This window comes from Streptomyces sp. NPDC054883 (assembly GCF_053610645.1).
This window is the reverse complement of the sequence record NZ_JBSGYT010000022.1, coordinates 5,365-29,405: the sequence shown is the minus strand read 5'-3', so window position 1 is coordinate 29,405 and position 24,041 is coordinate 5,365. Positions and strand designations below refer to the sequence as shown.

The 24,041-nt window shown below is 70.9% G+C and carries 23 protein-coding genes; 6 read left to right on the top strand and 17 right to left on the bottom strand.

Going from position 1 to position 24,041, the window contains the following annotated elements; all coding sequences use genetic code 11:
* Positions 1 to 227 precede the first annotated feature (227 nt).
* Positions 228 to 1,247, top strand: coding sequence for an LLM class flavin-dependent oxidoreductase (locus ACWGH1_RS18025; protein ID WP_453355762.1), 1,020 nt, complete (start codon positions 228 to 230; stop codon positions 1,245 to 1,247).
* 76 nt (positions 1,248 to 1,323) lie between these two features.
* Here the strand turns inward: ACWGH1_RS18025 and ACWGH1_RS18020 are convergent, their stop codons facing one another.
* A complete protein-coding gene (locus ACWGH1_RS18020; protein ID WP_453355761.1) occupies positions 1,324 to 1,716 on the bottom strand; it encodes an SCO5389 family protein in 393 nt (130 codons plus the stop codon).
* 220 nt (positions 1,717 to 1,936) lie between these two features.
* Here ACWGH1_RS18020 and nucS point away from each other — a divergent pair, with 220 nt between their 5' ends.
* Positions 1,937 to 2,608: an endonuclease NucS gene (nucS, locus tag ACWGH1_RS18015; RefSeq protein WP_190183452.1), complete on the top strand. Its 672-nt coding sequence runs from the start codon at positions 1,937 to 1,939 to the stop codon at positions 2,606 to 2,608.
* A 16-nt stretch (positions 2,609 to 2,624) separates the two neighbouring features.
* Here the strand turns inward: nucS and ACWGH1_RS18010 are convergent, their stop codons facing one another.
* The 3 genes from ACWGH1_RS18010 to ACWGH1_RS18000 all read right to left on the bottom strand — a co-directional run bounded on the left by ACWGH1_RS18010 (position 2,625) and on the right by ACWGH1_RS18000 (position 6,791).
* Positions 2,625 to 5,105 (bottom strand): ATP-binding protein, encoded by a 2,481-nt coding sequence (locus ACWGH1_RS18010; protein ID WP_453408814.1) that lies wholly within the window; start codon positions 5,103 to 5,105, stop codon positions 2,625 to 2,627.
* Between the two features lie 346 nt (positions 5,106 to 5,451).
* The gene (locus ACWGH1_RS18005; protein ID WP_453352008.1) at positions 5,452 to 5,775 is read right to left on the bottom strand and encodes an STAS domain-containing protein; all 324 of its coding nucleotides are present in this window, start codon (positions 5,773 to 5,775) and stop codon (positions 5,452 to 5,454) included.
* Positions 5,776 to 5,942: 167 nt separating this feature from the next.
* On the bottom strand, positions 5,943 to 6,791 hold the full coding sequence (locus tag ACWGH1_RS18000) for a 3-hydroxyacyl-CoA dehydrogenase family protein (protein WP_453352009.1): 849 nt from the start codon (positions 6,789 to 6,791) through the stop codon (positions 5,943 to 5,945).
* A 234-nt stretch (positions 6,792 to 7,025) separates the two neighbouring features.
* Between ACWGH1_RS18000 and ACWGH1_RS17995 the strand changes: the two genes are divergently transcribed.
* A complete protein-coding gene (locus ACWGH1_RS17995; RefSeq protein WP_453352010.1) occupies positions 7,026 to 7,598 on the top strand; it encodes a cob(I)yrinic acid a,c-diamide adenosyltransferase in 573 nt (190 codons plus the stop codon).
* 22 nt (positions 7,599 to 7,620) lie between these two features.
* Here ACWGH1_RS17995 and ACWGH1_RS17990 read toward each other — a convergent pair whose 3' ends face one another.
* Positions 7,621 to 8,172: a hypothetical protein gene (locus ACWGH1_RS17990; protein WP_453352011.1), complete on the bottom strand. Its 552-nt coding sequence runs from the start codon at positions 8,170 to 8,172 to the stop codon at positions 7,621 to 7,623.
* 185 nt (positions 8,173 to 8,357) lie between these two features.
* On the opposite strand from ACWGH1_RS17990, the gene ACWGH1_RS17985 reads away from it, so the two are divergent.
* From ACWGH1_RS17985 to ACWGH1_RS17975, 3 genes are all read left to right on the top strand, one after another.
* Entirely contained in the window at positions 8,358 to 9,554 is a 1,197-nt protein-coding gene (locus ACWGH1_RS17985; RefSeq protein WP_453352024.1) for a sensor histidine kinase, read from the top strand.
* The gene (locus ACWGH1_RS17980) at positions 9,551 to 10,204 is read left to right on the top strand and encodes a response regulator (RefSeq protein WP_453352012.1); all 654 of its coding nucleotides are present in this window, start codon (positions 9,551 to 9,553) and stop codon (positions 10,202 to 10,204) included. Before ACWGH1_RS17985 ends, ACWGH1_RS17980 begins: the two co-directional genes overlap by 4 nt.
* A 168-nt stretch (positions 10,205 to 10,372) precedes the next feature.
* Positions 10,373 to 12,220 (top strand): glycosyl hydrolase family 18 protein, encoded by a 1,848-nt coding sequence (locus ACWGH1_RS17975; protein ID WP_453352013.1) that lies wholly within the window; start codon positions 10,373 to 10,375, stop codon positions 12,218 to 12,220.
* Between the two features lie 88 nt (positions 12,221 to 12,308).
* On the opposite strand, the gene ACWGH1_RS17970 is transcribed toward ACWGH1_RS17975, so the two are convergent.
* From ACWGH1_RS17970 to ACWGH1_RS17915, 12 genes are all read right to left on the bottom strand, one after another.
* The gene (locus ACWGH1_RS17970) at positions 12,309 to 12,755 is read right to left on the bottom strand and encodes a DUF2550 domain-containing protein (protein WP_453352014.1); all 447 of its coding nucleotides are present in this window, start codon (positions 12,753 to 12,755) and stop codon (positions 12,309 to 12,311) included.
* Between the two features lie 128 nt (positions 12,756 to 12,883).
* Positions 12,884 to 13,258, bottom strand: coding sequence for a F0F1 ATP synthase subunit epsilon (locus ACWGH1_RS17965; protein ID WP_190183442.1), 375 nt, complete (start codon positions 13,256 to 13,258; stop codon positions 12,884 to 12,886).
* A 128-nt stretch (positions 13,259 to 13,386) separates the two neighbouring features.
* Entirely contained in the window at positions 13,387 to 14,829 is a 1,443-nt protein-coding gene (atpD, locus tag ACWGH1_RS17960) for a F0F1 ATP synthase subunit beta (RefSeq protein ID WP_453352015.1), read from the bottom strand.
* Positions 14,829 to 15,758, bottom strand: coding sequence for a F0F1 ATP synthase subunit gamma (locus ACWGH1_RS17955; protein WP_453352016.1), 930 nt, complete (start codon positions 15,756 to 15,758; stop codon positions 14,829 to 14,831). The genes atpD and ACWGH1_RS17955 overlap by 1 nt, the downstream gene beginning before the upstream one ends.
* A gap of 20 nt (positions 15,759 to 15,778) precedes the next feature.
* Positions 15,779 to 17,374, bottom strand: a complete 1,596-nt coding sequence (atpA, locus tag ACWGH1_RS17950; RefSeq protein WP_190183439.1) for a F0F1 ATP synthase subunit alpha — start codon at positions 17,372 to 17,374, stop codon at positions 15,779 to 15,781.
* Positions 17,375 to 17,503: 129 nt separating this feature from the next.
* On the bottom strand, positions 17,504 to 18,319 hold the full coding sequence (locus tag ACWGH1_RS17945; protein WP_453352017.1) for a F0F1 ATP synthase subunit delta: 816 nt from the start codon (positions 18,317 to 18,319) through the stop codon (positions 17,504 to 17,506).
* Complete coding sequence (locus ACWGH1_RS17940) at positions 18,316 to 18,858, bottom strand: F0F1 ATP synthase subunit B (RefSeq protein WP_453352018.1); 543 nt, start codon at positions 18,856 to 18,858, stop codon at positions 18,316 to 18,318. Before ACWGH1_RS17940 ends, ACWGH1_RS17945 begins: the two co-directional genes overlap by 4 nt.
* A gap of 43 nt (positions 18,859 to 18,901) precedes the next feature.
* Positions 18,902 to 19,135, bottom strand: a complete 234-nt coding sequence (gene atpE / locus ACWGH1_RS17935) for an ATP synthase F0 subunit C (protein WP_007266589.1) — start codon at positions 19,133 to 19,135, stop codon at positions 18,902 to 18,904.
* 79 nt (positions 19,136 to 19,214) lie between these two features.
* Positions 19,215 to 20,054 (bottom strand): F0F1 ATP synthase subunit A, encoded by an 840-nt coding sequence (atpB, locus tag ACWGH1_RS17930; RefSeq protein ID WP_453352025.1) that lies wholly within the window; start codon positions 20,052 to 20,054, stop codon positions 19,215 to 19,217.
* Positions 20,055 to 20,264: 210 nt separating this feature from the next.
* Complete coding sequence (locus ACWGH1_RS17925; protein WP_453352019.1) at positions 20,265 to 20,702, bottom strand: hypothetical protein; 438 nt, start codon at positions 20,700 to 20,702, stop codon at positions 20,265 to 20,267.
* Between the two features lie 285 nt (positions 20,703 to 20,987).
* A complete protein-coding gene (locus ACWGH1_RS17920) occupies positions 20,988 to 22,322 on the bottom strand; it encodes an MraY family glycosyltransferase (RefSeq protein ID WP_453352026.1) in 1,335 nt (444 codons plus the stop codon).
* Between the two features lie 104 nt (positions 22,323 to 22,426).
* Complete coding sequence (locus ACWGH1_RS17915) at positions 22,427 to 23,656, bottom strand: serine hydroxymethyltransferase (protein ID WP_453352020.1); 1,230 nt, start codon at positions 23,654 to 23,656, stop codon at positions 22,427 to 22,429.
* Positions 23,657 to 24,041: the final 385 nt, after the last annotated feature.

Here is a 24,041-nt window from a genome sequence, read left to right as displayed (position 1 = left end):
ACGGCAGTGACTTTCTCCCAGACTACGCGCAGCGAGCCCGGGTACCCGCAGTGTGTCCGAGGAGAGGGCTCGTTCTCGAGCACTGGCCTGACAATCCCAATAACTTTGCTTCCGGGCCGTGCCCTTGACACGTGTCGGACGTTGTTGCCATCAGACGTTGATGTCATGAACGTCGGAAAGCCGGTCCACCTGGGGAGGCCGCGTCAGCCGCGAGGAGGCTAAGCGCGATGCGCGTAGGAGCGTTTGTAGTGGGGGCCCAGTTCCCCGGCCAGGGACCGGGGGAGGCGCTGCACCGGGCGGTGCGGACCGCCGTCGTCGCCGAGGAGGCCGGGCTGGATGCGGTCTGGCTCGCCGAGCACCACTTCGTGCCGTACGGGGTCTGCCCCTCAGCGGTGACCCTGGCGGCCCTGCTGCTCGGGCGGACCGAGCGGCTCCACGTGGGCACCGCCGTGAGCGTACTGCCGAGCACGCACCCGGTGGCCCTGGGCGAACAGGCGGCCCTGCTGCACCTGACGTCCGGCGGCCGCTTCATGCTGGGCGTCGGCCGCGGCGGCCCCTGGGTCGACCTGGAGGTCTTCGGCGGGGGCCTGGAGGCGTACGAGACCGGTTTCCCGGAAGCCCTGGACCTGCTGCGGCGCTGGCTGACCGAGGCGCGGGTGGGAGCGGCCGGCGAGCGGTACGACTTCCGCGAGGTGGCCGTCGTACCGCGTCCCGCGGAGGCGCTGGACGGTGACGGGAAGGGGCCGGAAGTGATCGTCGCCTGCACCTCCGCGGCGTCCGTACGGCTGGCCGCCGAGCGCGGTCTGCCGATGCTGCTGGGCATGCACTGCGGGGACGAGGAGAAGGCGGACATGGTCGCGCTGTGGCGGCGCACCGCCCGGGCCGCCGGGCACGCGCCGGACGCGGCCCACGTGTCGGCCGGGGTCTGCCAGCTCGCGGACCGCACCGCGGACGCCCGGGAAACACTGGTGAAGGCGATGCCGGGCTGGCTGCGCCAGGGCCTGGACGCCCACGTGACGGTGGACGGCCGGGAGCGCGCGATGCGGGACCCGGTGGCCTACACGGAGCTGCTGTGCGCGCTGCACCCCGTCGGAACCCCGCGGTTGGCGGCGGACCGCCTCGCGGCCACCTCGGAGCGCACCGGGATCACCCGCTTCGCCCTGCTGACGGAAGGTTCCGGCGACCTCGCCGCGACGGAGGAGAACGTACGGCGCATCGGCGCCGAGGTCCTGCCCCGCCTCGGCTGAGCCCCGGACCCGGGCTGCCGCTCCGGCCGGTCGCGCCTCCTGCGACACGGAGCGGCAGCGGGAACTCCCGCAGGGACTAGCAGTCCCGCAGTCCCGGCGACTGGTTGAGCAGCTGGCCGCGGATCGAGGTGAACTTGGCAAGCCGGTCGTCCACCGCGGGGTCCAGCGGGAACACCGCTACACGGTGGCAGTTCTGGAATGCCAGGCGCACCCCGAAGTGCCGCTGCAGGGCACCGCGTATCGCGTCACTCGCGAGCGCGCGCAGCAGTTGCCCGCGCGCCTGCTCGTCCGGCGGCGGCGTCTGGTTGTCGGCGAATTCTCCGCCCTCAACCTCCAGCTGGGCCACCAGCGAGCTGACCATCTCCCATGCGTAAGGCAGGGAGGTCCGGACGCAGTCGACGAAAGCGGCTTCGTCGACCTCGCCTCGCTCGGCCTGTTCGAGTAGGGCCGGTGAGACGTCGAGCGACATGGGTTCTCCTCTCGTGACCCCGGCAGATTTGGTGTCCGGAGTCCTACGGGCAGGGAAGGCGGCCGCGACGCAGCGTGCGCGCTCGACGACCACCCGCTCACCACGGTAGGCGCCCCCGGGTTGCCGCACCAGGAGAATGCGCATACAACGCGCCATCGACGAAGGGGGCTTTCACGGGCGAATCGCGTGGAGGCCTGTCGGTCGAGTAGCGTTGCCGACCATGCGTCTCGTCATTGCCCGCTGCTCCGTCGACTACGCGGGCCGGCTCACCGCCCATCTGCCCTCCGCACCCCGTCTGATCCTCGTGAAGGCCGACGGGAGTGTCTCGATCCACGCGGACGACCGGGCGTACAAACCGCTCAACTGGATGTCTCCTCCGTGCACCCTCAAGGAGGGGACCGGCGCCGAGGAAGGCGTCTGGACCGTCGTCAACAAGGCGGGCGAGAAGCTCATCATCACCATGGAGGAAGTGCTGCACGACTCCTCCCACGAGCTGGGCGTCGACCCGGGCCTGATCAAGGACGGCGTGGAAGCACACCTCCAGGAGCTGCTCGCCGACCGCATCGACACGCTGGGCGACGGCTACACGCTGATCCGCCGCGAGTACATGACGGCGATCGGCCCGGTGGACATCCTGTGCCGCGACGCCTCGGGGGCGACCGTGGCCGTGGAGATCAAGCGGCGCGGCGAGATCGACGGCGTGGAACAGCTCACCCGCTACCTGGAGCTCCTCAACCGCGACCCGCACCTCGCGCCGGTGCGCGGTGTGTTCGCGGCCCAGGAGATCAAGCCGCAGGCCCGGGTCCTGGCGACGGACCGCGGCATGGACTGCGTGGTGCTGGACTACAACGCGATGCGCGGCATCGAGGACGACAAGCTCCGCCTGTTCTGACCCGCGGGCCGCGTCGTCACTGCGTGGACGACGGGGCCGCCCCGGACGCGGACCCGGTGGTGCCCGGGTCCGTGGGCGGGTCCGTCGACGGACTCGCCGAAGGCGATGACGAGGTGGCCGGCGGGACGACGACCGGCGGCGTCGCAGGGCTCGGTGCCTTGGTGCCCGGCGCGGGCGGCGCGGGCTTGTGCGACGGGGCCCGGCCGCTCGACGTGGGCCGCGGGCCCGGCGTGGTGCCGGGCCGTGGCTGCGCCTCCGGCTCGCCCGGCTGGGACTCCGCCGGGCCGGACGCGGCCGCCGACGGGTCGGACGTGGCGGGCTCCGGCGCGGCGGCGGGATCGCTCCCGCCGGTCTCGGTGCTCGGGTCGGCGTCGGGCGTCGACGACACCGACGGATCCTTCGGCGCCTGCGGGTCCGAGCCGGACACCGCCAGGCCCACCACCGTCCCGATCACGGCCACCGCCAGGGCGCCGGCCGCGGCGAGGAACGCCGTCCTGCGCCGCGACCCCGGCTCCCCCACGACCGGCCGGCCCGGGGCGGGCGCCGGACCGCGGCCCGTCACCGGCACCGGCGCCGTCACCGGCTCCTGCTCGGGTGCGGGCGGGAAGGCCTTCTCGAACACCTCGGACAGGGTCGTCGGCGTCGTGGGCGCATCGGGCCGCCGGACCGCCGACACCACCTGGGTCACCGCCTCGGAGCCGGCCGGAGCCACCGCAGGTGTCACCGGACGGGCCAGGGGACGAGTCAGGGCGGCAGCCGCCGACGGGGTCGCCGGCCGGGCCGTGGGACGGGTCACGGCGGCAGCCGCCGACGGGGCCGCCGGCGGAGTCGTCGGAGCCTCCAGCCGCAGCGGCGGCGACACCGCCACCCCCGCTGCCTCCCGGTCGGTGACGAGCGCCAGCGCCCGCCGCCCCGCGACCGTGCCGCGCTTGTCCGCGAGCGCGCCCCGCAGCCCGATCGAGGCCTCCAGCTCCGCCCGCGACCGCTCCAGCCGCCCCTCGCACAGCGCGAGCACGCCCAGCTCGTGGTGGAAGTACGCCTGCTCCGCGACCTCCCCGGCCTTGCGGGCGGCCTCCGCGCCCGAGCGCAGCACCCGCTCCCACGCCTCCCAGTGCAAGGACGCCGCCAGGGCCGGAGCCGCCGTCCGGGCGAGCATGACGGCGGCCACCACGTCGGCGCCCGCCAGGGCCGCCAGCACCGCGTCCGCCTCGGCCGCGACCCGCTCGGGGGTCACCGAGGCGTGCCCGGTCCACCAGGCGTAGTGCCGGGCGGCGGTACGGGCCTCCTCGGCGGCGCTGTCCCCGTACCCGGCCTCCTCCAGCTGCCGCGCGACGCCGTGGGCCAGCCGGTAGCGCGGGCCGACGGGGGTGAGCAGCCCGCAGTCCAGCAGTTCCGCGACCGCCGCGTCGGCGTGCGTGTCGCCCACCAGGGCCGGCAGGTGCGCGTGGTGCGGCATCTCCCCGCCGAGCGCGCAGGCGATGCGCAGGGCGGCCCGCGCCGACTCGCTCGCCCGGGAGGCCAGCAGTTCCGCGGGCGCCGCGCCCTCGGCCAGCGTGGGCAGCGGTACGTGGGCGGGCTCGCGCGGGCGTCCCTCGAAGACGCCGGGCTCGTCCTCGTCGTCCCGCTCGTCGCGGTGGTTCAGCTCGTCGCGCCGGCGCAGCAGCGCGGCCGCCTGTACGAAGCGCAGGGGCAGGCCCTCGGCGGCGAAGCGCAGGTCTCCCGCCCAGGCCGTCTCCTCCTCCGTCAGGGGGCGGCCGGTGAGGGTTTCCAGGAGCAGGACGCATTCGGCCCGGCCGAGGCCCCCGAGGAAGACCTCCTCCAAGTGGGAGTTGTCGGACGGGGCCTTGGTGTCGGGGGTGGCGGCCAGCAGGTAGGCGCACTCGGGGGTGGCCCGCAGGAGTTCGTCGAGCGCGGCTCCGCCCAGTTCCAGGTCGTCGATGAGGACGATGGCGCCGATGTCCCGTGCGCGCGCGAGGAGTTCGCCGCGGTCGGGCCGTTCGTCGGTGGTCTCGTAGACGGCCGCGTGCAGTGCGTGCAGCAGTTCCAGCGGCTGCTGCTGACCGTATCCGCTGAGCCGGACGACCCCGTCGGGCGCGAGGCCGGCGCACGCGGCGGCCACCGAGTCGAGCAGCACGGACCGGCCCGAACCGGCCGGTCCGGTCAGCCGTACGGAGCGGCCGCGGCCCAGCAGCCGTTCGAGCCGCTCCCGTTCCTCCTCGCGCTGGAGCAGCGGGCGGGCGGGGGCGGTGGGGCCGGGGAGGGCGGGCGGCCGGGCGGCGGCCTCCCGGGCGGCGCGGGAGGCCGGCCCCCGCTTGGCGGGGCGCGGCGTCCCGGTGCCGGGGCGCAGCGGTTCTATCTCGCTGCCGTCGACGGGGTTGACGGTGAGGGCGAAGTCCCCTGCGGTCAGGGTGACGACGCGGGCGACGCCGCCGGTGGAAGCGGCGCCGGCGGCCGGTCCCGCCGCTCCGGGCGTCCCGGTTCCGGCAGTGCCGGTCACGCCGGTCCCCTTGGCGCCGGGGGCCGAGGGCCCGGACCCCGCTGCCCCCGCAGGCCCCGCCTGCGCGGACCCAACGCCCTTGGAGCCGATGCCCTTGGACCCCGCGGCCTGACGTGCCGAGTCCGCGCCGGACTGCCCTTGAGTACGGTCCATGACCAAGTCCCCCGATCGCGTCGCGCGCTGCGCCGCTGCCGCCGTCGTACCGCCCGGCCTTCGCACGCACACGCCGCTGTCGCTACTGGTCCGGTTTCCGCCCGGAGCCTAGACCGTGGCCGGTCGCGCGGGAACCGTCGGGGGGCCTTCACCACCGGAACGTTACGTTTCCGCAGGAAAAAGCGGCCCGTTGTCAGACCCTCGGCAGGGATTCCGCTTCCAGTCCGCCCTCGATGGCGAGGATCCGGTGCAGCCGGGTCGCCACGAGCAGCCGCTGCATCTGCGCGGGCACCCCGCGCAGGACGAGCCGGCGCCCGGAGCGGCCCGCCCGCCGGTGGGCGCCCATGATGACGCCGAGGCCGGTCGCGTCCCACGAGTCGAGCGCGGTGAGGTCGAGCACGAGGTCGCCGTGGCCCCGGTCGAGGGCCGTGTGGAGGGCCGTACGGGCGTCCGCCGCGCTGCGCACGTCGAGGCGGCCCCCGACAACGAGTTCGGCGTGGTCGCCCCTGATGTGCATATGGTCTCCCGCAGTCCCGCGTACGTGCCGCGTACGTATGGTCCGACTGGTCCGTGGTCGGCAACTCTCACTGCAACTGACTGCCCCGGGGGCGGTGAAGTTGCCGACTGTGAGCGAACCGATACTCTCATTCACACCAACGGGTGAAGGCGTTCGAACGATGGCGCTCAGTGCTTGTAGAAGCCCTGCCCGCTCTTGCGGCCGAAGTCGCCCGCGTCCACCATGCGGCGCATCAGCTCCGGCGGGGCGAACTTCTCGTCCTGCGACTCGGTGTAGATGTTGCTGGTGGCGTGCAGCAGGATGTCGATGCCCGTGAGGTCGGCGGTGGCCAGCGGCCCCATCGCGTGCCCGAAGCCCAGCTTGCAGGCGATGTCGATGTCCTCGGCGGTGGCGACGCCCGATTCGTAGAGCTTGGCGGCCTCGACGACCAGCGCCGAGATCAGACGGGTCGTCACGAAGCCGGCCACGTCGCGGTTGACGACGATGCAGGTCTTGCCCACGGACTCGGCGAACGCCCGGGTGATGGCGAGGGTCTCGTCGCTGGTCTTGTAGCCGCGGACCAGTTCGCACAGCTGCATCATCGGGACGGGCGAGAAGAAGTGCGCGCCGACGACCCGCTCGGGGCGCTCCGTCACCGCCGCGATCTTGGTGATCGGGATGGCGGAGGTGTTGGACGCCAGGATCGCGTCGTCCCGCACCAGCTTGTCGAGCGCGCGGAAGATCTCGTGCTTGACTTCGAGCTTCTCGAAGACGGCCTCCACGACGATGTCCGCGTCCGCGACCGCGTCGAGGTCGGTGGTCGTGGTGATCCGGCCGAGCGCCGCCGCGGCGTCCTCGGCGGTCAGCTTGCCCTTGGAGACGAACTTGTCGTACGAGGCCTTGATCCCGTCCGTACCGCGGGTCAGCGCGGCATCGGTGACATCGCGCAAGACGACGTCCCACCCCGCCTGAGCGGAGACCTGCGCGATCCCGGAACCCATCAGTCCGGCACCGATGACGGCGAGCTTCCCAGCCACTGCACACCCCTCGTTCTCGCTACGGCCCAGTCTCGTAGCCTCTCCGGCGGAGACTAGCGTCCGTGAGGGACGGTGTGACCGCGAAGTAACACGCGTCACGTCTCAGCTGACGGACATCACACTGATACGGCCCAGCGCCGCGCCGGGGCACCGCAGTTGGCCCGTGCGCAGCTTTGTCCGGGTACGCGCCTTCCTCCCGGGGCCGTCCCGCCGGCCCTTCACTAGGCTGGACGCATGGTGAACCTCACGCGCATCTACACCCGCACCGGCGACAAGGGCACGACCGCCCTCGGCGACATGAGCCGCACGCACAAGACGGACCTGCGGATCTCCGCGTACGCCGACGCCAACGAGGCCAACGCGGCCATCGGCACGGCGATCGCGCTCGGGGCCCTGTCCGAGGACGTGGTGAAGGTCCTGGTCCGGGTACAGAACGACCTGTTCGACGTCGGGGCCGACCTGAGCACCCCGGTCGTCGAGGACCCGCAGTACCCTCCGCTGCGCGTCGAGCAGTTCTACATCGACAAGCTGGAGGCGGACTGCGACCGCTTCAACGACGAGCTGGAGAAGCTGCGCAGCTTCATCCTGCCGGGCGGCACCCCGGGAGCGGCCCTCCTGCACCAGGCCTGCACGGTCGTCCGGCGGGCCGAGCGCTCGACGTGGGCGGCGCTGGAGGCGCACGGCGAGGTGATGAACCCGCTGACGGCCACCTACCTCAACCGCCTCTCGGACCTGCTCTTCATCCTGGCCCGCACCGCCAACAAGGAGGTCGGCGACGTCCTCTGGGTGCCGGGCGGCGAGCGCTAGGGGCTGTCCGGCCCTGATCCCCCTAGGCCCGGTCGCTCCCGGGCGCCGGGGCCTTGCGGGGGAAGAGCGTGTACGTCGCGGCGACCACGGTGTGGACGGCGAACACCCGCAGGACGGCGAACTGCCAGGGGCGGACGGCGCCGGTGCCGGCCGCGCCCCCGGCGTACGCGGCCACGGCCTGGAGCAGCGCGAGCGCGACGACGGCCGCGACCAGGGTCCGCAGCCACAGCCGCCACTCGTGGCGGGCCCGGTCCTTGCCGTACCCCGGGCCGGGCGGCTTCGGTGCCCCGCTCAACCGGTGCGCGGCGTGCCGGTCGAGCCACTTGACGGTGTAGTGCCCGTACCCGGCGGTGTAGCCGAGGTAGAGGGCCGCCAGACCGTGCGTCCAGTCAGGTTCGCCGCCCGCGCGCAGGTCCACGGCGGCGGCCACCAGCAGGAGCAGTTCCAGCAGCGGCTCGCACAGCAGGACCGCGGCCCCCAGCCGGGGCATGCCCGCGAGGTAGCGCAGGGCCAGACCACCGGCGAGCAGCGCCCAGAAGCCGATTTCGCAGGCGACGATCAGGGAGACGAGCACGGGCCCCTCGCTTTCGCTGGTGCGGCCGGATGTCCGGTACTCCAGAGCTCCGCTTCATCCACATGCTTCCGCCCGATCCGCGCGTCCTCGTCCTCACCGGTGACGAACCGCGGCTGCATCCTTCGGTGCAGTGCGGCGGCTCCGTCCTCCGCCCCCGCGCCGACGTCCGGGCCGGCGCCGCCGTGTTGGATGGGACCGTGATCCCGAAGAGCCCGCTCCCCCACCGCGACGACGTGCTGCTCTGCACCGTGAGCGTGCTGGCCGGACTCGCCCTGTGGTGCCTGGGCGTGTACTCCAACGGCAGCCGGCACCTCTTCCCCGCATGGGCGGCGCTGGTCCCGCTGCTGGTCCTCGGCGCGCTGGAGCTGGTGCGCCGCACCCGTCCGCGGGCGGCGCTGCTCATCGGCACCGCGGCGGTCGTCGCCGACCAGTTCACCGTGGGCAGCCTGGCGTCGGTGCTGATCTTCACGGACCTGATGTACGCCGCCGTGGTCTACGGGGGCCCGGCCCTCGCCCGGCGGCTCCCGGTGAGCACCGGCCTGCTCACGGTGGCCGTCACCATCACGGCGGTGGCCTGGCTGCGCACGCCGCAGGCCCTGCTGATCGGGGTGGTCACCGGCATCGTCGGCTTCGCCCCGGCCCTGACCGGCGCGACCCTGCGCAACCACCGGGAGGCCGCGGAGGCGGCCCGGCTGCGCGCCGGGCAGACGGCGCTGCTGGCCGAAATGGACCGGGCGCAGGCGGTCGTCGCGGAGCGGGCCCGGATGGCCCGGGAGCTGCACGACATGGTGGCCAACCACCTGTCGGCCATCGCCATCCACTCCACCGCCGCGCTGTCCATCGACTCCCCCGCCACGAGCCGCGAGGCCCTCGGGGTGATCCGGGAGAACAGCGTCCAGGGGCTGGCCGAGATGCGCCGCCTGATCGGGCTGCTGCGCGAGGCCGGCGCCGAGGAGGAGGCCGTGGCCACGCCGTCGCTGGACGGGCTGGCGGCGCTGGTCGGCCTGGCCCGGGCGAACGGCGCCGCGAGCGGGCTGGAGTTCGTACTGCGCGACGAGCGCGGGCCGGCCGGGCCGCTGCCGGCGCCGGTGGAACTGGCGGCGTACCGGATCGTGCAGGAGTCGCTGACCAACGCCCTCAAGCACGCCTCCCCGGGCACGGTCACCGTGCGCCTGGCGCGCGCGGACGGCCTGGTGACCGTCGGCGTGGACTCGCCGCACGGGGACCGGCCGGGCCCGCGCGCACCCGGCTCGGGCGCGGGCCTGACCGGGATGCGCGAGCGCACGGAGCTGCTCGGCGGGGAGTTCACGGCGGGCCCGGCGGGCCCGGTATGGCGGGTGCGGGCGGCACTGCCCGCCGAGGAGGGGGCGGTGGACGGATGACCATCCGGGTCGTGGTGGCGGAGGACCAGGGCGCGGTGCGCGCCGGGCTGGTGCTGATCCTGCGCAGCGCGGGCGACATCGAGGTGTGCGGTGAGGCGGCGGACGGCGAGGAGGCGGTCCGTCTGGCCCGGGAACTTCGGCCGGATCTGGTCCTCATGGACGTGCAGATGCCGCGTCTGGACGGGGTGTCGGCCACCCGCCAGGTGGTGGCCGAGGGCCTGGCGGACGTACTGGTCCTGACCACCTTCGACCTGGACGAGTACGTGTTCGGGGCGCTGCGCGCGGGCGCGGCGGGCTTCCTGCTGAAGAACGCGGAGGCGGCCGAGCTGATCGGGGCGGTCCGGACAGTGGCGGGCGGCCAGGGGCTGATCGCCCCGGCGGTGACCCGCCGCCTCATTGCCGAGTTCGCGGCGCCCCGGCCGGTACGGGCCCCGGTGCCCGAGCGGACCGCGGCGGCGGTGGAATCGCTGACCCGGCGCGAGCTGGAGGTGCTGGGGTGCCTGGGAGAAGGGCTCTCGAACGCGGAGATCGCGGGGCGACTGCGGATGGCCGAGGCGACGGTGAAGACACACGTCAGCAGGCTGCTGGGGAAGCTGGAACTCCGCAGCCGGGCGCAAGCGGCCGTATTGGCCCGGGAGTTGGGGCTCTGACGGCCCACCGGACGGGAGGTCTGGACCTCTTGACGGTTGGTCCAGACCTTTCTACGCTCACCGGAACTGTGGTGAGCATGCCATGACAAGCAGGCTCACGGGCGGCGCAGGTCCCACCCCCATGCCGAAGTCGGCCCCGCGACTTCGACGGACCTACGGAGGACGACCTTGAGCACAGCACCCCCACCCCGCACCCGTCTCTTCAGGAGGCTCGCCGCCACGGTGGCCGCCTTCGCCCTGCCGGCAGCGGGACTCGTCGCCCTGGCCGGCCCCGCCCAGGCCGCCGGCTCCGCGACCGCGACGTACACGAAGGTCTCCGACTGGGGCTCCGGCTTCGAGGGCAAGTGGACGGTGAAGAACACCGGCACCACCACCTTGACCAGCTGGACCGTGGAGTGGGACTACCCCTCCGGCACCACGGTCACCTCCGCCTGGGACGCCACCGTCACCAGTTCCGGCACCCACTGGACGGGCAAGAACGTCGGCTGGAACGGCACCCTCTCCCCCGGCGCGACCATCAGCTTCGGGTTCAACGGCGCCGGACCCGGCGCGCCCAGCGGCTGCAAGATCAACGGCGCCTCCTGCGACGGCGGATCGACCCCCACCGACTCCCCGCCGTCGGCCCCCGGTACCCCTACAGCCAGCGGGGTCACCGACACCTCCCTGACCCTCGGCTGGAGCGCCGCCACCGACGACAAGGGCGTCAAGAACTACGACGTCTTCCGCGGCGGAGCCAAGGTCGCGACGGTCACCGGCACCAGCTACACCGACTCCGGACTGGCCAAGGGCACCACCTACAGCTACACCGTCACGGCCCGTGACACCGCCGACCAGACCGGCCCCTCTTCCGGCGCCCTCTCCGTCACCACGACCGGCGGCGGCACCACACCCCCGCCGGCCGGCGGCCCGGTCAAGCTCGGCTACTTCACCGACTGGGGCGTCTACCAGCGCAACTACCACGTGAAGAACCTGGTCACCTCCGGCACCGCCGCGAAGATCACGCACATCAACTACGCCTTCGGCAACGTCACCGGCGGCAAGTGCGCGATCGGCGACGCGTACGCCGACTACCAGAAGACGTACGACGCCGCGTCGAGCGTCGACGGCACCGCCGACACCTGGGACCAGCCCGTCGCCGGCAACATCAACCAGCTGCGCGAGCTGAAGAAGAAGTACCCCGGCATCAAGGTGCTGTGGTCCTTCGGCGGCTGGACCTGGTCCGGCGGCTTCGGCCAGGCCGCGGCCAACCCGGCCGCGTTCGCCGACTCCTGCTACAGCCTGGTCGAGGACCCCCGCTGGGCGGACGTCTTCGACGGCATCGACATCGACTGGGAGTACCCGAACGCCTGCGGCCTGTCCTGTGACACCAGCGGCGCCGCCTCCCTCAAGAACCTGCTCTCCGCGCTCCGCACCAAGTTCGGCGGCAGCAACCTGATCACCGCCGCCATCTCCGCCGACGGCTCCAACGGCGGCAAGCTCGACCTCGCCGACTACGCGGGCGCGGCCCAGTACGTCGACTTCTACAACGTCATGACCTACGACTTCTTCGGCGCCTGGGACGCCAAGGGCCCGACCGCCCCGCACTCCCCGCTCACCTCCTACGCGGGCATCCCGATCGCCGGCTTCAACTCCGAGGCCGCAATCACCAAGCTCAAGGGCAAGGGCATCGCCGGCTCCAAGCTCAACCTGGGCATCGGCTTCTACGGGCGCGGCTGGACCGGCGTCACCCAGGACACCCCCGGCGGCGCCGCCACCGGCCCGGCGCCCGGCACGTACGAGCAGGGCATCGAGGACTACAAGGTGCTCAAGAGCAGCTGCCCGGCCACCGGCACCGTCGCCGGGACCGCCTACGCGAAGTGCGGCAGCAACTGGTGGAGCTACGACACCCCCGCCACCATCGCCGGAAAGATGGCCTGGACCAAGCAGCAGGGCCTGAGGGGCGCCTTCTTCTGGGAATTCAGCGGCGACACCGCGAACGGTGAACTCGCGAGCGCCATCCACACCGGTCTCCAGTAACCCCCGCGCGGCAGGCCGGTGAAAGACGAAGCCGGGGAGAAGGGTCCGCCCCCCTCTCCCCGGCTTCTTCCACGTGTGCGGGCGGCCCTCAGGCCACGTTCACCCTCTGCCCGGGAGGAGCCGCCTCCAGCCAGGCCAGGAAACCGGTCAGCGCGTCGTCGCTCATCGCCAGCTCCAGGCGCGTCCCGCGGTGGGAACAGCCGAGCACGACGGCGTCGGACAGCAACGCCAGCTCCTCCTCGCCCTCGGGGGCGCGCCGGGCCAGCACCTCGATGGAAGAACGCTCCAGCAGTCGGCGCGGCCGCGGCGAGTAGCTGAACACGCGGAACCACTCGATCCGGTCACCGCTGTAGCGGGCGACGCCGTACACCCAGCCCTTGCCGGAGACGTCGGGCTCGTCGGTCACGCCCCAGCGCAGGCTGCAGTCGAAGGTGCCGCCGGACCGCTGGATGAGTCTGCGGCGCAGCCCGAAGACAAAGAGCCCGATCACCACCAGGGCTACGACCAGGCCGCTCACAAGCAGAGCGAGGAGCATCTTCACCGACCTCCTCGCTCATCGAATACAGCACACGAAAAACTGATCCGCATCGCCTCAGCCGCGACCCGCTCCGGAAAACTCCGGAACGGACCGCGGCTGAGGACGCACACTGTTCGGTACGGGGCTCAGTGCCCCGTTACCGCGCGCAACCGGACATCGGCGCGACGCTCGGCGGCCGCATCGGCCTCCGCCTTCGCGCGCTCCAGTGCCCGCTCCGCCCGCTGGACGTCAATCTCGTCCGCGAGCTCGGCGATCTCGGCCAGCAAGGACAGTTTGTTGTCCGCGAACGAGATGAATCCGCCGTGCACCGCGACGACGACGGTGTTGCCGTCGCTGGTACGGATGGTCACCGGGCCCGATTCCAGCACACCGAGAAGCGGCTGGTGACCGGGCATGACGCCGATGTCGCCCGACGTGGTGCGCGCGACAACAAGGGTGGCCTCGCCGGACCAGACATTGCGGTCCGCCGCGACCAGCTCGACGTGCAGCTCAGCAGCCAAGGTGGCTCCTCGGGTCACCACCCGGCGGGTCTGCCGGGTGTTGGGTCAAATTCTAATGGGCGTGGGGAGAGGGACGGGACGCACCCGCCCCTCTCCGTAAATCAGCTCTGCTCGCGAGGAGCGGGGCTTCAGGAGACGCCCAGCTCCTTGGCGTTGGCCTTCAGGTCCTCGATGCCACCGCACATGAAGAACGCCTGCTCGGGGAAGTGGTCGTAGTCACCGTCGCAGATCGCGTTGAACGCGATGATCGACTCCTCGAGCGGAACGTCCGAACCGTCCACGCCGGTGAACTGCTTGGCGACGTGGGTGTTCTGCGACAGGAAGCGCTCGACGCGACGGGCACGGTGGACGACGAGCTTGTCCTCCTCGCCCAGCTCGTCGATACCGAGGATCGCGATGATGTCCTGGAGGTCCTTGTACTTCTGCAGGATCCCCTTGACACGCATGGCGCACGCGTAGTGGTCCGCCGCGATGTACCGCGGGTCGAGGATGCGGGACGTCGAGTCCAGCGGGTCCACGGCCGGGTAGATGCCCTTCTCGGAGATCGGACGGGAGAGCACCGTCGTCGCGTCGAGGTGGGCGAAGGTGGTGGCCGGCGCCGGGTCGGTCAGGTCGTCCGCGGGGACGTAGATCGCCTGCATCGAGGTGATCGAGTGACCGCGGGTCGAGGTGATGCGCTCCTGCAGCAGACCCATCTCGTCAGCCAGGTTCGGCTGGTAACCCACTGCGGACGGCATACGGCCGAGCAGCGTGGAGACCTCGGAGCCGGCCTGGGTGTAACGGAAGATGTTGTCGATGAAGAAGAGCACGTCCTGCTTCTGCACATCGCGGAAGTACTCCGCCATGGTCAGACCGGCGAGCGCGACGCGAAGACGGGTGCCCGGGGGCTCGTCCATCTGGCCGAAGACGAGCGCCGTCTTGTCGATGACGCCCGAGTCGCCCATTTCCTCGATGAGGTCGTTGCCCTCACGGGTACGCTCACCGACGCCCGCGAAGACCGACACACCGTCGTGGTTGTTGGCGACGCGGTAGATCATTTCCTGGATCAGAACGGTCTTGCCGACACCGGCACCACCGAACAGACCGATCTTTCCACCCTTGACGTACGGGGTGAGGAGGTCGATGACCTTGACGCCGGTCTCGAACATCTCGGTCTTCGACTCGAGCTCGTCGAAGCTCGGCGCCTTGCGGTGGATCGGCCAGCGCTCGGTCACCTCGGAGTTGGCCTCCGGGTAGTTGAGCACCTCACCCAGGGTGTTGAAGACCTTGCCCTTGGTGAAGTCGCCGACGGGGACGGTGATGCCCTCGCCCGTGTCGGTCACCGCGGCCTGGCGGACCAGACCGTCGGTCGGCTGCATCGAGATGGTACGGACGAGGCCGTCACCCAGGTGCTGCGCGACCTCGAGGGTCAGGGTCTTGAGCTTGCCGTCCTCGGCCGGGTCGGCGACCTGGACCTTGAGGGCGTTGTAGATCTCGGGCATGGCGTCGACGGGGAACTCCACGTCGACGACCGGGCCGATGACCCGGGCGACGCGGCCCGTGGCGGCGGCCGTCTCAACAGTGGTCGTCATTACTTGTCACTCCCCGCGGTCGCGTCAGCCATGGCGCTCGCGCCACCGACGATCTCGCTGATTTCCTGGGTGATTTCGGCCTGGCGGGCCGCGTTGGCAAGCCGGGAGAGGCTCTTGATGAGGTCCCCGGCGTTGTCGGTGGCCGACTTCATCGCGCGGCGGCGGGCGGCGTGCTCGGAAGCGGCCGACTGCAGCAGCGCGTTGTAGATGCGGCTCTCGACGTAGCGCGGCAGCAGGGCGTCGAGGACGTCCTCCGCCGACGGCTCGAACTCGAACAGCGGAAGGATCTCGCCCTTCGCACGGTCTTCGTCCTGCGCCCCAGCGGATGTCTCCGCGAGGCTGAGCGGCAGCATCCGGCCGTCCACGGCGCTCTGCGTCATCATCGACACGAATTCCGTGTAGACGATGTGCAGCTCGTCCACGCCGCCTTCGGCCGTCTCCGTCTGGATGGCCTCGATCAGCGGCGCGGCGACGCGCTTGGCGTCCGCGTAAGCCGGGCTGTCGGTGAAGCCGGTCCACGAGTCCGCGACCTTGCGCTCGCGGAAGCCGTAGTAGGCGACACCCTTGCGGCCGACGATGTAGGCATCGACGTCCTTGCCCTCAGCGCGCAGCCGCTCGGTGAGCCGCTCCGCCTGCTTGATGGCGTTCGAGGAGTAGCCGCCGGCCAGACCGCGGTCGCTCGTGATGAGCAGGACCGCGGCGCGGGTCGGCGCCTCGACCTCGGTGGTCAGGGCGTGCTTGGTGTTCGAACCGGTCGCCACCGCGGTCACCGCACGGGTGAGCTCGGTCGCGTACGGCATCGATGCCGCCACCTTGCGCTGCGCCTTGACGATGCGCGAGGCGGCGATCATCTCCATCGCCTTGGTGATCTTCTTGGTCGCCGTGACGGCACGGATGCGACGCTTGTAGACCCGGAGCTGCGCTCCCATGAGTCAGGTCCCTTCCGTCGTCACTTGGAGACGTTGACGGCCGGAGCGTCCTCGCCCAGGAGCTTGCCGTCAGACGTCTCGAACTGCTGCTTGAAGGCAGCGATGGCGTCCGCGATCGACGTCAGGGTGTCGTCCGACATCTTGCCGCCCTCGGCGATCGAGGTGAGGAGGTCCTTGCGCTCGCGGCGCAGGTGCTCCAGCAGCTCGGACTCGAAGCGGCGGATGTCGTTGACCGGGACGTCGTCCATCTTGCCGGTGGTGCCGGCCCAGACGGAGACGACCTGCTCCTCGACGGGCATCGGCTGGTACTGGCCCTGCTTGAGCAGCTCGACCATGCGCTTGCCGCGCTCCAGCGAAGCCTTCGACGCGGCGTCCAGGTCGGAACCGAAGGCGGCGAACGCCTCCAGCTCGCGGTACTGGGCCAGGTCCACGCGCAGACGGCCGGAAACCTGCTTCATGGCCTTGTGCTGCGCGGAACCACCGACGCGGGAGACCGAGATGCCGACGTTCAGCGCCGGGCGCTGGCCCGCGTTGAACAGGTCGGACTCCAGGAAGCACTGGCCGTCGGTGATGGAGATGACGTTGGTCGGGATGAACGCCGACACGTCGTTCGCCTTGGTCTCGACGATCGGCAGACCGGTCATCGAACCGGCACCCATCTCGTCGGAGAGCTTCGCGCAGCGCTCCAGCAGACGCGAGTGCAGGTAGAAGACGTCACCCGGGTAGGCCTCACGGCCCGGCGGGCGGCGCAGCAGCAGCGAGACGGCGCGGTAGGCGTCGGCCTGCTTCGACAGGTCGTCGAAGATGATCAGGACGTGCTTGCCGGCGTACATCCAGTGCTGGCCGATGGCGGAGCCGGTGTACGGCGCCAGGTACTTGAAGCCGGCCGGGTCGGACGCCGGGGCGGCGACGATCGTCGTGTACTCGAGCGCGCCGGCCTCTTCCAGCGCGCCGCGAACGGACGCGATGGTCGAGCCCTTCTGGCCGATGGCGACGTAGATGCAGCGGACCTGCTTGTTCACGTCGCCCGAGCGCCAGTTGTCGCGCTGGTTGATGATCGTGTCGACGGCAAGAGCGGTCTTGCCGGTCTGACGGTCACCGATGATCAGCTGACGCTGGCCACGGCCGATCGGCACCATCGCGTCGACGGCCTTGTAGCCGGTCTGCATGGGCTCGTGCACCGACTTGCGGACCATGACGCCCGGGGCCTGCAGCTCGAGGGCGCGGCGGCCCTCGGTCGCGATCTCGCCGAGGCCGTCGATCGGGTTGCCGAGCGGGTCGACAACGCGGCCGAGGTAGCCCTCGCCGACACCTACGGAGAGAACCTCACCGGTGCGCTGCACCGGCTGGCCCTCCTCGATACCGCTGAATTCGCCGAGGACGATCGCACCGATCTCGCGCTCCTCGAGGTTGAGGGCGAGACCGAGGGTGCCGTCCTCGAACTTCAGCAGCTCGTTCGCCATGGCGGAGGGCAGACCCTCCACCTTCGCGATGCCGTCGCCGGCAACGCTGACCGTTCCGACCTCCTCGCGCGAGGCCGCGTCCGGCTGGTACGACTGGACAAAGTTCTCCAGTGCGTCCCGGATCTCCTCCGGCCGGATCGTGAGCTCCGCCATCTGGGTTCCCTGCTCTCCTTGTTGGGCCTGAAGCTTCTTAGGGGTCTGGGGGCGACCCCCAGGAATCTTCTGCAAGTTCTGCACGGCCCAACCGGGCCGCTAGGAATGCGTTGTTCTATTGGTGGCTGGTCAGCCGGCCATGCGGCGGGACGCCTCGGCGAGGCGGTCCGCGATGGTGCCGTCGATGACCTCGTCGCCGACCCGCACCGAGATCCCGCCGAGGACCGTGGGGTCCAGGTCGAGGTTCAGGTGCATCTGGCGGCCGTACAGCTTGGCCAGCACCGCGCCGAGACGCTGCTTCTGCACGTCGCTGAGCGGAACCGCGCTGGTCACGGTGGCGACCATGCGGTCACGGCGCTCGGCGGCGAGCTTGGAGAGGGACTCGAGTCCCGCTTCCAGGCTACGTCCACGCGGATGCGTGACGAGACGGATGATCAGACGCTCCGTGGTGGCGTTCACCTTGCCGCCGAGCAGTCTGCGCAGCAGCTCGCTCTTGGCGGAGGCGGTCGCCGCACGGTCGGTCAGCGCGGAGCGCAGCTCGGTGCTGGAGGAGACGATCCGGCCGAACCGGAACACCTCGTCCTCGACGTTGTCGAGCGCACCCGCCCGCTGGGCCGCCGTGAGGTCGGCGGTGGCCGCCAGCTCCTCCAGCGAGTCGACCAGGTCACGCGACTGCGACCAGCGGGACCGGGCCATGCCGGACACCAGGTCGAGGGTTTCCCCGCTCACCTGGCCGCCCAGCAGGCGGCCCACCAGCTCGGCCTTGGCCTCGCCGGACTGCGACGGGTCCGTGAGGACCCGACGCAGCGAGACCTCACGGTCGAGCAGCGCGGTGACGGAGGCCAGCTCGCCGGCGAGCTCCGCCGCGTCGACGGACGTGTTGTCCGTCAGCGCGTCGAGACGCTCGCGCGCGGAGGCCAGCGCCTCGCGGCTCGCTCCGTTCATCGGGCGGCCTCGGCCTTCTCCTCAAGCTCGCTGAGGAAACGGTCGATGGTGCGGCTCTGCCGGGCGTTGTCCTCGAGGGACTCGCCGACGAGCTTTCCGGCCAGGTCGGTGGCGAGCTTGCCCACGTCCTGACGGAGCGCCTGCGCAGCGGCCTTGCGGTCGGCCGCGATCTGGGCGTGGCCGGCAGCGATGATCTCCTCACGCTGCCGCTGGCCCTCTGCGCGCAGTTCTTCCTTGAGCGCAGTGCCCTGCTCCAGCGCTTCCTGGCGCAGGCGCGCGGCCTCGTGCCGGGCTTCGGCGAGCTGGGCCTTGTACTGCTCCAGCACGCTCTGGGCCTCGGTCTGAGCGGCCTCAGCCTTCTCGATACCGCCCTCGATGGCCTCGCGTCGCTCGTCCAGAACCTTGTTGATGTTCGGGAGGAGCTTCTTCGCGAGGAAGCCGAAGACGATGACGAAGGCGATCAGACCGATGACGAGCTCGGGGATCGGCGGGAAGAGGGGGTTTTCCGCCTCTTCGGCCGCGAGAACCAGGAGGTTCACATCAGTGCCTTTCGTCTAATGGGCTGTTCGTCGAGACCGAAGATCAGGAGCTCGGGTAAACGAACGGCATGACCAGACCGATCAGGGCGAGCGCCTCGCAGAAGGCGAAGCCGAGGATCTGGTTGGCGCGGATCAGGCCGGCAGCCTCGGGCTGGCGGGCGAGGGCCTGGGTGCCGTTACCGAAGATGATGCCGACGCCGACGCCGGGGCCGATGGCCGCGAGACCGTAACCAACGGAGCTGAGGGAACCGGTGACGGCGGCAAGGGTCTGGGACATGCCAGTTCTTCCTTCTCTTTCACGGACCGGTGGGGGTTGGCCACCGGACGAAATGGGGGCTGAGCGGGGCGGGCCTGGCTCAGTGGTGCTCGGCGAGCGCGCCCTGGAGGTAGCTGCAGGCCAGGAGGACGAAGACGTACGCCTGGACAGCCTGGATGAAGAGCTCGAAGGCGGTCATCACGATCACCATCACGAACGAGACGCCCGCGTAAGCGATGCCGATGCCGTTCAGCAGGTACCAGCTGGCGATCGTGAAGAGCAACAGCAGGGTGTGACCGGCGAACATGTTCGCGAACAGTCGGACCGCGTGGGTGAACGGGCGGACCAGGACGTTCGAGAAGAACTCGATGACCATGACCAGGGGGAGGACGCCGCCCAAGCTCTTGTCGTAGCCCGTCAGGTTCTTGAAGCCGCCGACGAAACCGTGGCGCTTGAAGGTGACCGACATCCACGTGACGTAGACGAGGAGGGCCAGGATCGCCGGGTAGGCGATGATCGCGGTCACCGGGAACTGCGCCACCGGGACGATCGACCAGACGTTCAGGATCCAGACGAAGAAGAACAGCGAAACCATGAAGGGGACGTACTTCTCGCCCTCCTTCTTGCCCAGCGTCTCGTACACGATGCCGCGGCGCACGAAGTCATACCCGGACTCGGCGACCATCTGCAGCTTGCCGGGGACAACCTTCGGCTTGCCGAAAGCGGCCCAGAAGAAAGCCACGATGACGATGCTGCCCAGAAGGGCGAGCAGCATCGGCTTGTTGAAGTAGGCGTTGGTCAGGCCGGCTTTGCCCCACAGCGGCTCGAAGAGGAACGAGTGCAGGCCCGGGCCGGGGAAGCCACATCCGTCGAAGATGTGACAGTCGGTCTCGAAGGCGAGCACCTGCGTCGGGTCAGGACTCACCGCGGGCTCCTTCAGCGTGGCGCATGGGTACGGCAACCTCGTTGTGTCGGCGCGGCGCGCAGCCGCGGTTCGGCACTGGACTGGTGTAACGGATGTGGGGGCGGCGGTCAGGCATCGCGCCTCGCGATGGAACAGGCGTCAGCTCGGATGCCCGCGCCCGCAGTGCCGCAGTTTGAACCGGACGATAGCAGCATCTCGAACGCACACTTATCCCGGCCCTACCCCTCACGGCTTCGACCCCGGATTTCCGGGCTTGTCGCCCTTCGTGGAATCGGGTTCGACGTAAAGAATCTTGGCCTTCATGTGGGCTCGCGTCTGCGCACCGATCCACACGAGGGTGGTGACGACGAGCGTGATCGCGAACGCCCGGGGGTGGAACAGCGTCGTGTTCTTGAACACGGCGAGAAAGACGAAGAGCAGCAGGATCTGGGCCGCGTAGAGCATGAGGCCCATCGCCTGGAACAGGTGCGGCAGGGATTTCGCCGTGCGCTGCAGGATCACGAACCCGAGACCCATGAAGAGGATCACCACGACCGTCGCGATAACCGCTCCGACCGCACCCTTGCCTCCGACGACGACACCGCTGATGACGGCGGCTACAGCGCCGGCGACAGCCGTGGGTACGGCGGTTTGCAGGAGGGATCGGACGTCATCTGACCGCATGGCGGTTTGCTCCGCGTGGTGGTGGGGGCACGGACTCGTACGGAACTCGTACGGGGACGAGCGTAAGCCCGGTCCGAGGCAGCGCCTCGGGCCAATGGACCGTCGCACTACGGTCCTTCGGCTCTGTCGCCGGGTTTAGTGAACGGTATCACAAAGTATTTGATGAGAGCTTTACCCGGGGAGTGTGCTGACTGTCACACATGAGGGCTAAGCCGCCCGTGTGTGCAAGACAACAGGGCACCTTGTCTGGTAAAGGGTGTTCATGTCGGACATGCGCACGAGGCGTCAGCGGGACGATCCCGCCTTACGCCGGTCGGGGAAGCGCGAACGGGGGCCAATGGCGGTCGCCCCGTTGACGCCCGAGACGCCCACCGCAATCGGCCTGGCCGGCTCCGGCTCCGTGCCCGAGGCATCCAACGCGGCCGCCTCCGCCGCCCGTTCGGCGTGCCGGTAGCGCGGCGGGACCAGCGCCTGCGCCCAACGCGGGGCGCGCGGGGTGAACCGCGGCAGGAGGAGCAGTACGAGGCCCAGGGCGCTCAGGCCCGCGATGCCGAGCACGATCCACATCGAGGTCGAGTGCACCGAGTAGGCCACCGCCCCGAAGGCGATCAGGCCCGACCAGAAGTACATGATGAGTACGGCGCGGCTGTGGGAGTGCCCGAGTTCCAGCAGCCGGTGGTGCAGGTGCCCGCGGTCGGCCGCGAAGGGCGACTGGCCGTTCCAGGTGCGCCGGACGATGGCCAGGATCAGGTCCGCCATCGGGATCGCGATGATCGTCAGCGGCAGCACCAGCGGGATGAACACCGGCAGCATCGCGTGCGTGGCGTTGCGCTCACCACCCGCGAAGAGGGCCAGCGTGTCCGGGTCCACCTGCCCGGTGATGGAGATCGCGCCGGCGGCCAGCACCAGGCCGATCAGCATCGATCCCGAGTCCCCCATGAAGATCCGGGCGGGGTGCATGTTGTGCGGCAGGAAGCCCAGGCACATGCCCATCAGGATGGCGGCGAACAGCGTCGCCGGCGCCGCCGACTCGATCCCGTAGCCGAACCAGATCCGGTACGCGTACAGGAAGAACGCGGTGGCGGCGATGCAGACCGTGCCGGCCGCCAGGCCGTCGAGGCCGTCCACGAAGTTCACCGCGTTGATCGTGAGCACCACGAGGGCCACCGTCAGCAGGTTGCCCTGCCACGGGGTGACCGAGACCGTGCCGATGAACGGCACCGGGATCCACAGGATCGTCAGACCCTGGATGACCATCACACCGGCGGCGATCATCTGGGCGCCGAGCTTGATCAGGGCGTCGATCTCGAACTTGTCGTCCAGCACGCCGATCAGCCAGATCAGCGCGGCGCCGGACAGCAGCGCCCGGGGTTCGTTCGAGCCGGTGAACACGCCGTTCAGGTTGCGCAGGTGGTCGGCCACGAGCAGCCCCGCGCACAGTCCGCCGAACATCGCGATCCCGCCGAGCCGCGGAGTCGGTTCCCGGTGCACGTCACGGGCGCGGATCTCCGGCATGGCCCCGACCGCGATCGCGAACTTCCGCACCGGCCCGGTCAGCAGGTAGGTCACCGCGACCGTGACGCACAGCGTCAGCAGGTATTCACGCACTGGCAGCCCCAGATGTATCGCCGGCCATCTCAGCCCCACACATTAGCCGCGATGTCACCGCTACCGAGGACGCGCGGGGTCGCTACCCCGGTTGCGGTACGCCCGGCTCATCCGCATTACACCCCATAAGGAGGAAATTCACTGGCCAGCTCGGCGACCTCCGTGCGGGCATGCGCCGTTTCCCCGCGCAGTGCGGCCCCGAACAGCCCGGCGATCCGGATCATCTCCGGCTCCCCCATGCCCTGGGTGGTCACCGCCGCGGTGCCCAGGCGGATCCCGCGCTCGTCCCCGTACGGCAGGACGCAGGTGTCCAGCACGATCCCGGCGGCCGCGAGCCGGCCGCGGGCGGTCGGACCGTCGATGCCGAGGGGGGCCGGGTCGGCGCAGATCAGGTGGGTGTCGGTACCGCCGGTCGTCACTGCGAGACCGGCGGCCTCCAGCGCCTCGGCCAGCGTCCGGGCGTTGGCGACGACCCGGTGGGCGTACGTGGTGAAGGCGGCTCCGGCGGCCTCGCCGAACGCCACGGCCTTGGCGGCGATCGTGTGCATCTGGGCGCCGCCCTGGGTGAAGGGGAACACCGCCCGGTCGACGCGCTCGGCCAGTTCGGCGGTGCACAGGACCATCCCGCCGCGGGGGCCGCGCAGCACCTTGTGGGTGGTCGCGCAGACGATGTCCGCGTACGGGACGGGGCTCGGGGCGGCCCCGCCGGCGACGAGCCCGATCGGGTGCGCGGCGTCCGCGATCAGGTACGCCCCGACCTCGTCGGCGACCTCCCGGAAGACGGAGTACTCGGGGTGGCGGGGGTAGCAGATCGAGCCGCACACGATGGCCTTGGGCTGGTGCACGCGGGCCAGTTCCTGCACCTGCTCGTAGTCGATCAGGCCCGTCTCGGCGTCCACGCCGTAGCCGACGAAGTCGAACCAGCGGCCGGAGAAGTTGGCGGGAGAGCCGTGGGTGAGGTGGCCGCCGTAGGAGAGCCCCATCGCGAGGACCGTGTCGCCGGGGCGCAGCAGCGCGGCGTACGCGGCCAGTACGGCGGAGGATCCGGAGTGCGGCTGCACGTTGGCGTGCTCGGCGCCGAACAGCGCCATGGCCCGCTCCACCGCGACGCGTTCGGCGAGGTCCGCGTACTCGCAGCCGCCGTGGTGGCGGGCGCCCGGGTAGCCCTCGGCGTACTTGTTGGCCAGCGCGGAGCCGAGCGCCGCGAGCACGGCGGGCGAGCAGAAGTTCTCGGCGGCGATCAGCTGGAGGGAGCCGGCCTGCCGCTGGGCCTCCCCCGCGAGCACGTCGGCCATCTCCGGATCCTGCTGCCGCAGCAGGTCCGTGGGCGGGGTGATGACGCTCATGGCGCGGCTCCTGGTGCTGTCCCGGATACGGCCACTGTAGGCCCGCCCCCGCGATCGCGCTCCCGGACGCCGCCGGGGCCCCGCCGGGCCGTCAGCGGGAAGACGGTGACGCCGCCCGACGGCCCCCGAACACGCCCCTCACACCACTCGGCCCCAAGGGGCCTCCCGGGCATCGGCCCGCTGCGCCGGCCTCCGGCCGCCGGGACACCCGACCCTCAACGGGAAGCCGTCACACCCGTCAGGGCCGTGACCACGGGATCCAGCGCCTGGCTGAGCCCCACCCCCGACGCGCCCCTCACACCACTCGGCCCCAAGGGGCCTCCCGGGCATCGGCCCGCTGCGCCGGCCTCCGGCCGCCGGGACACCCGACCCTCAACGGGAAGCC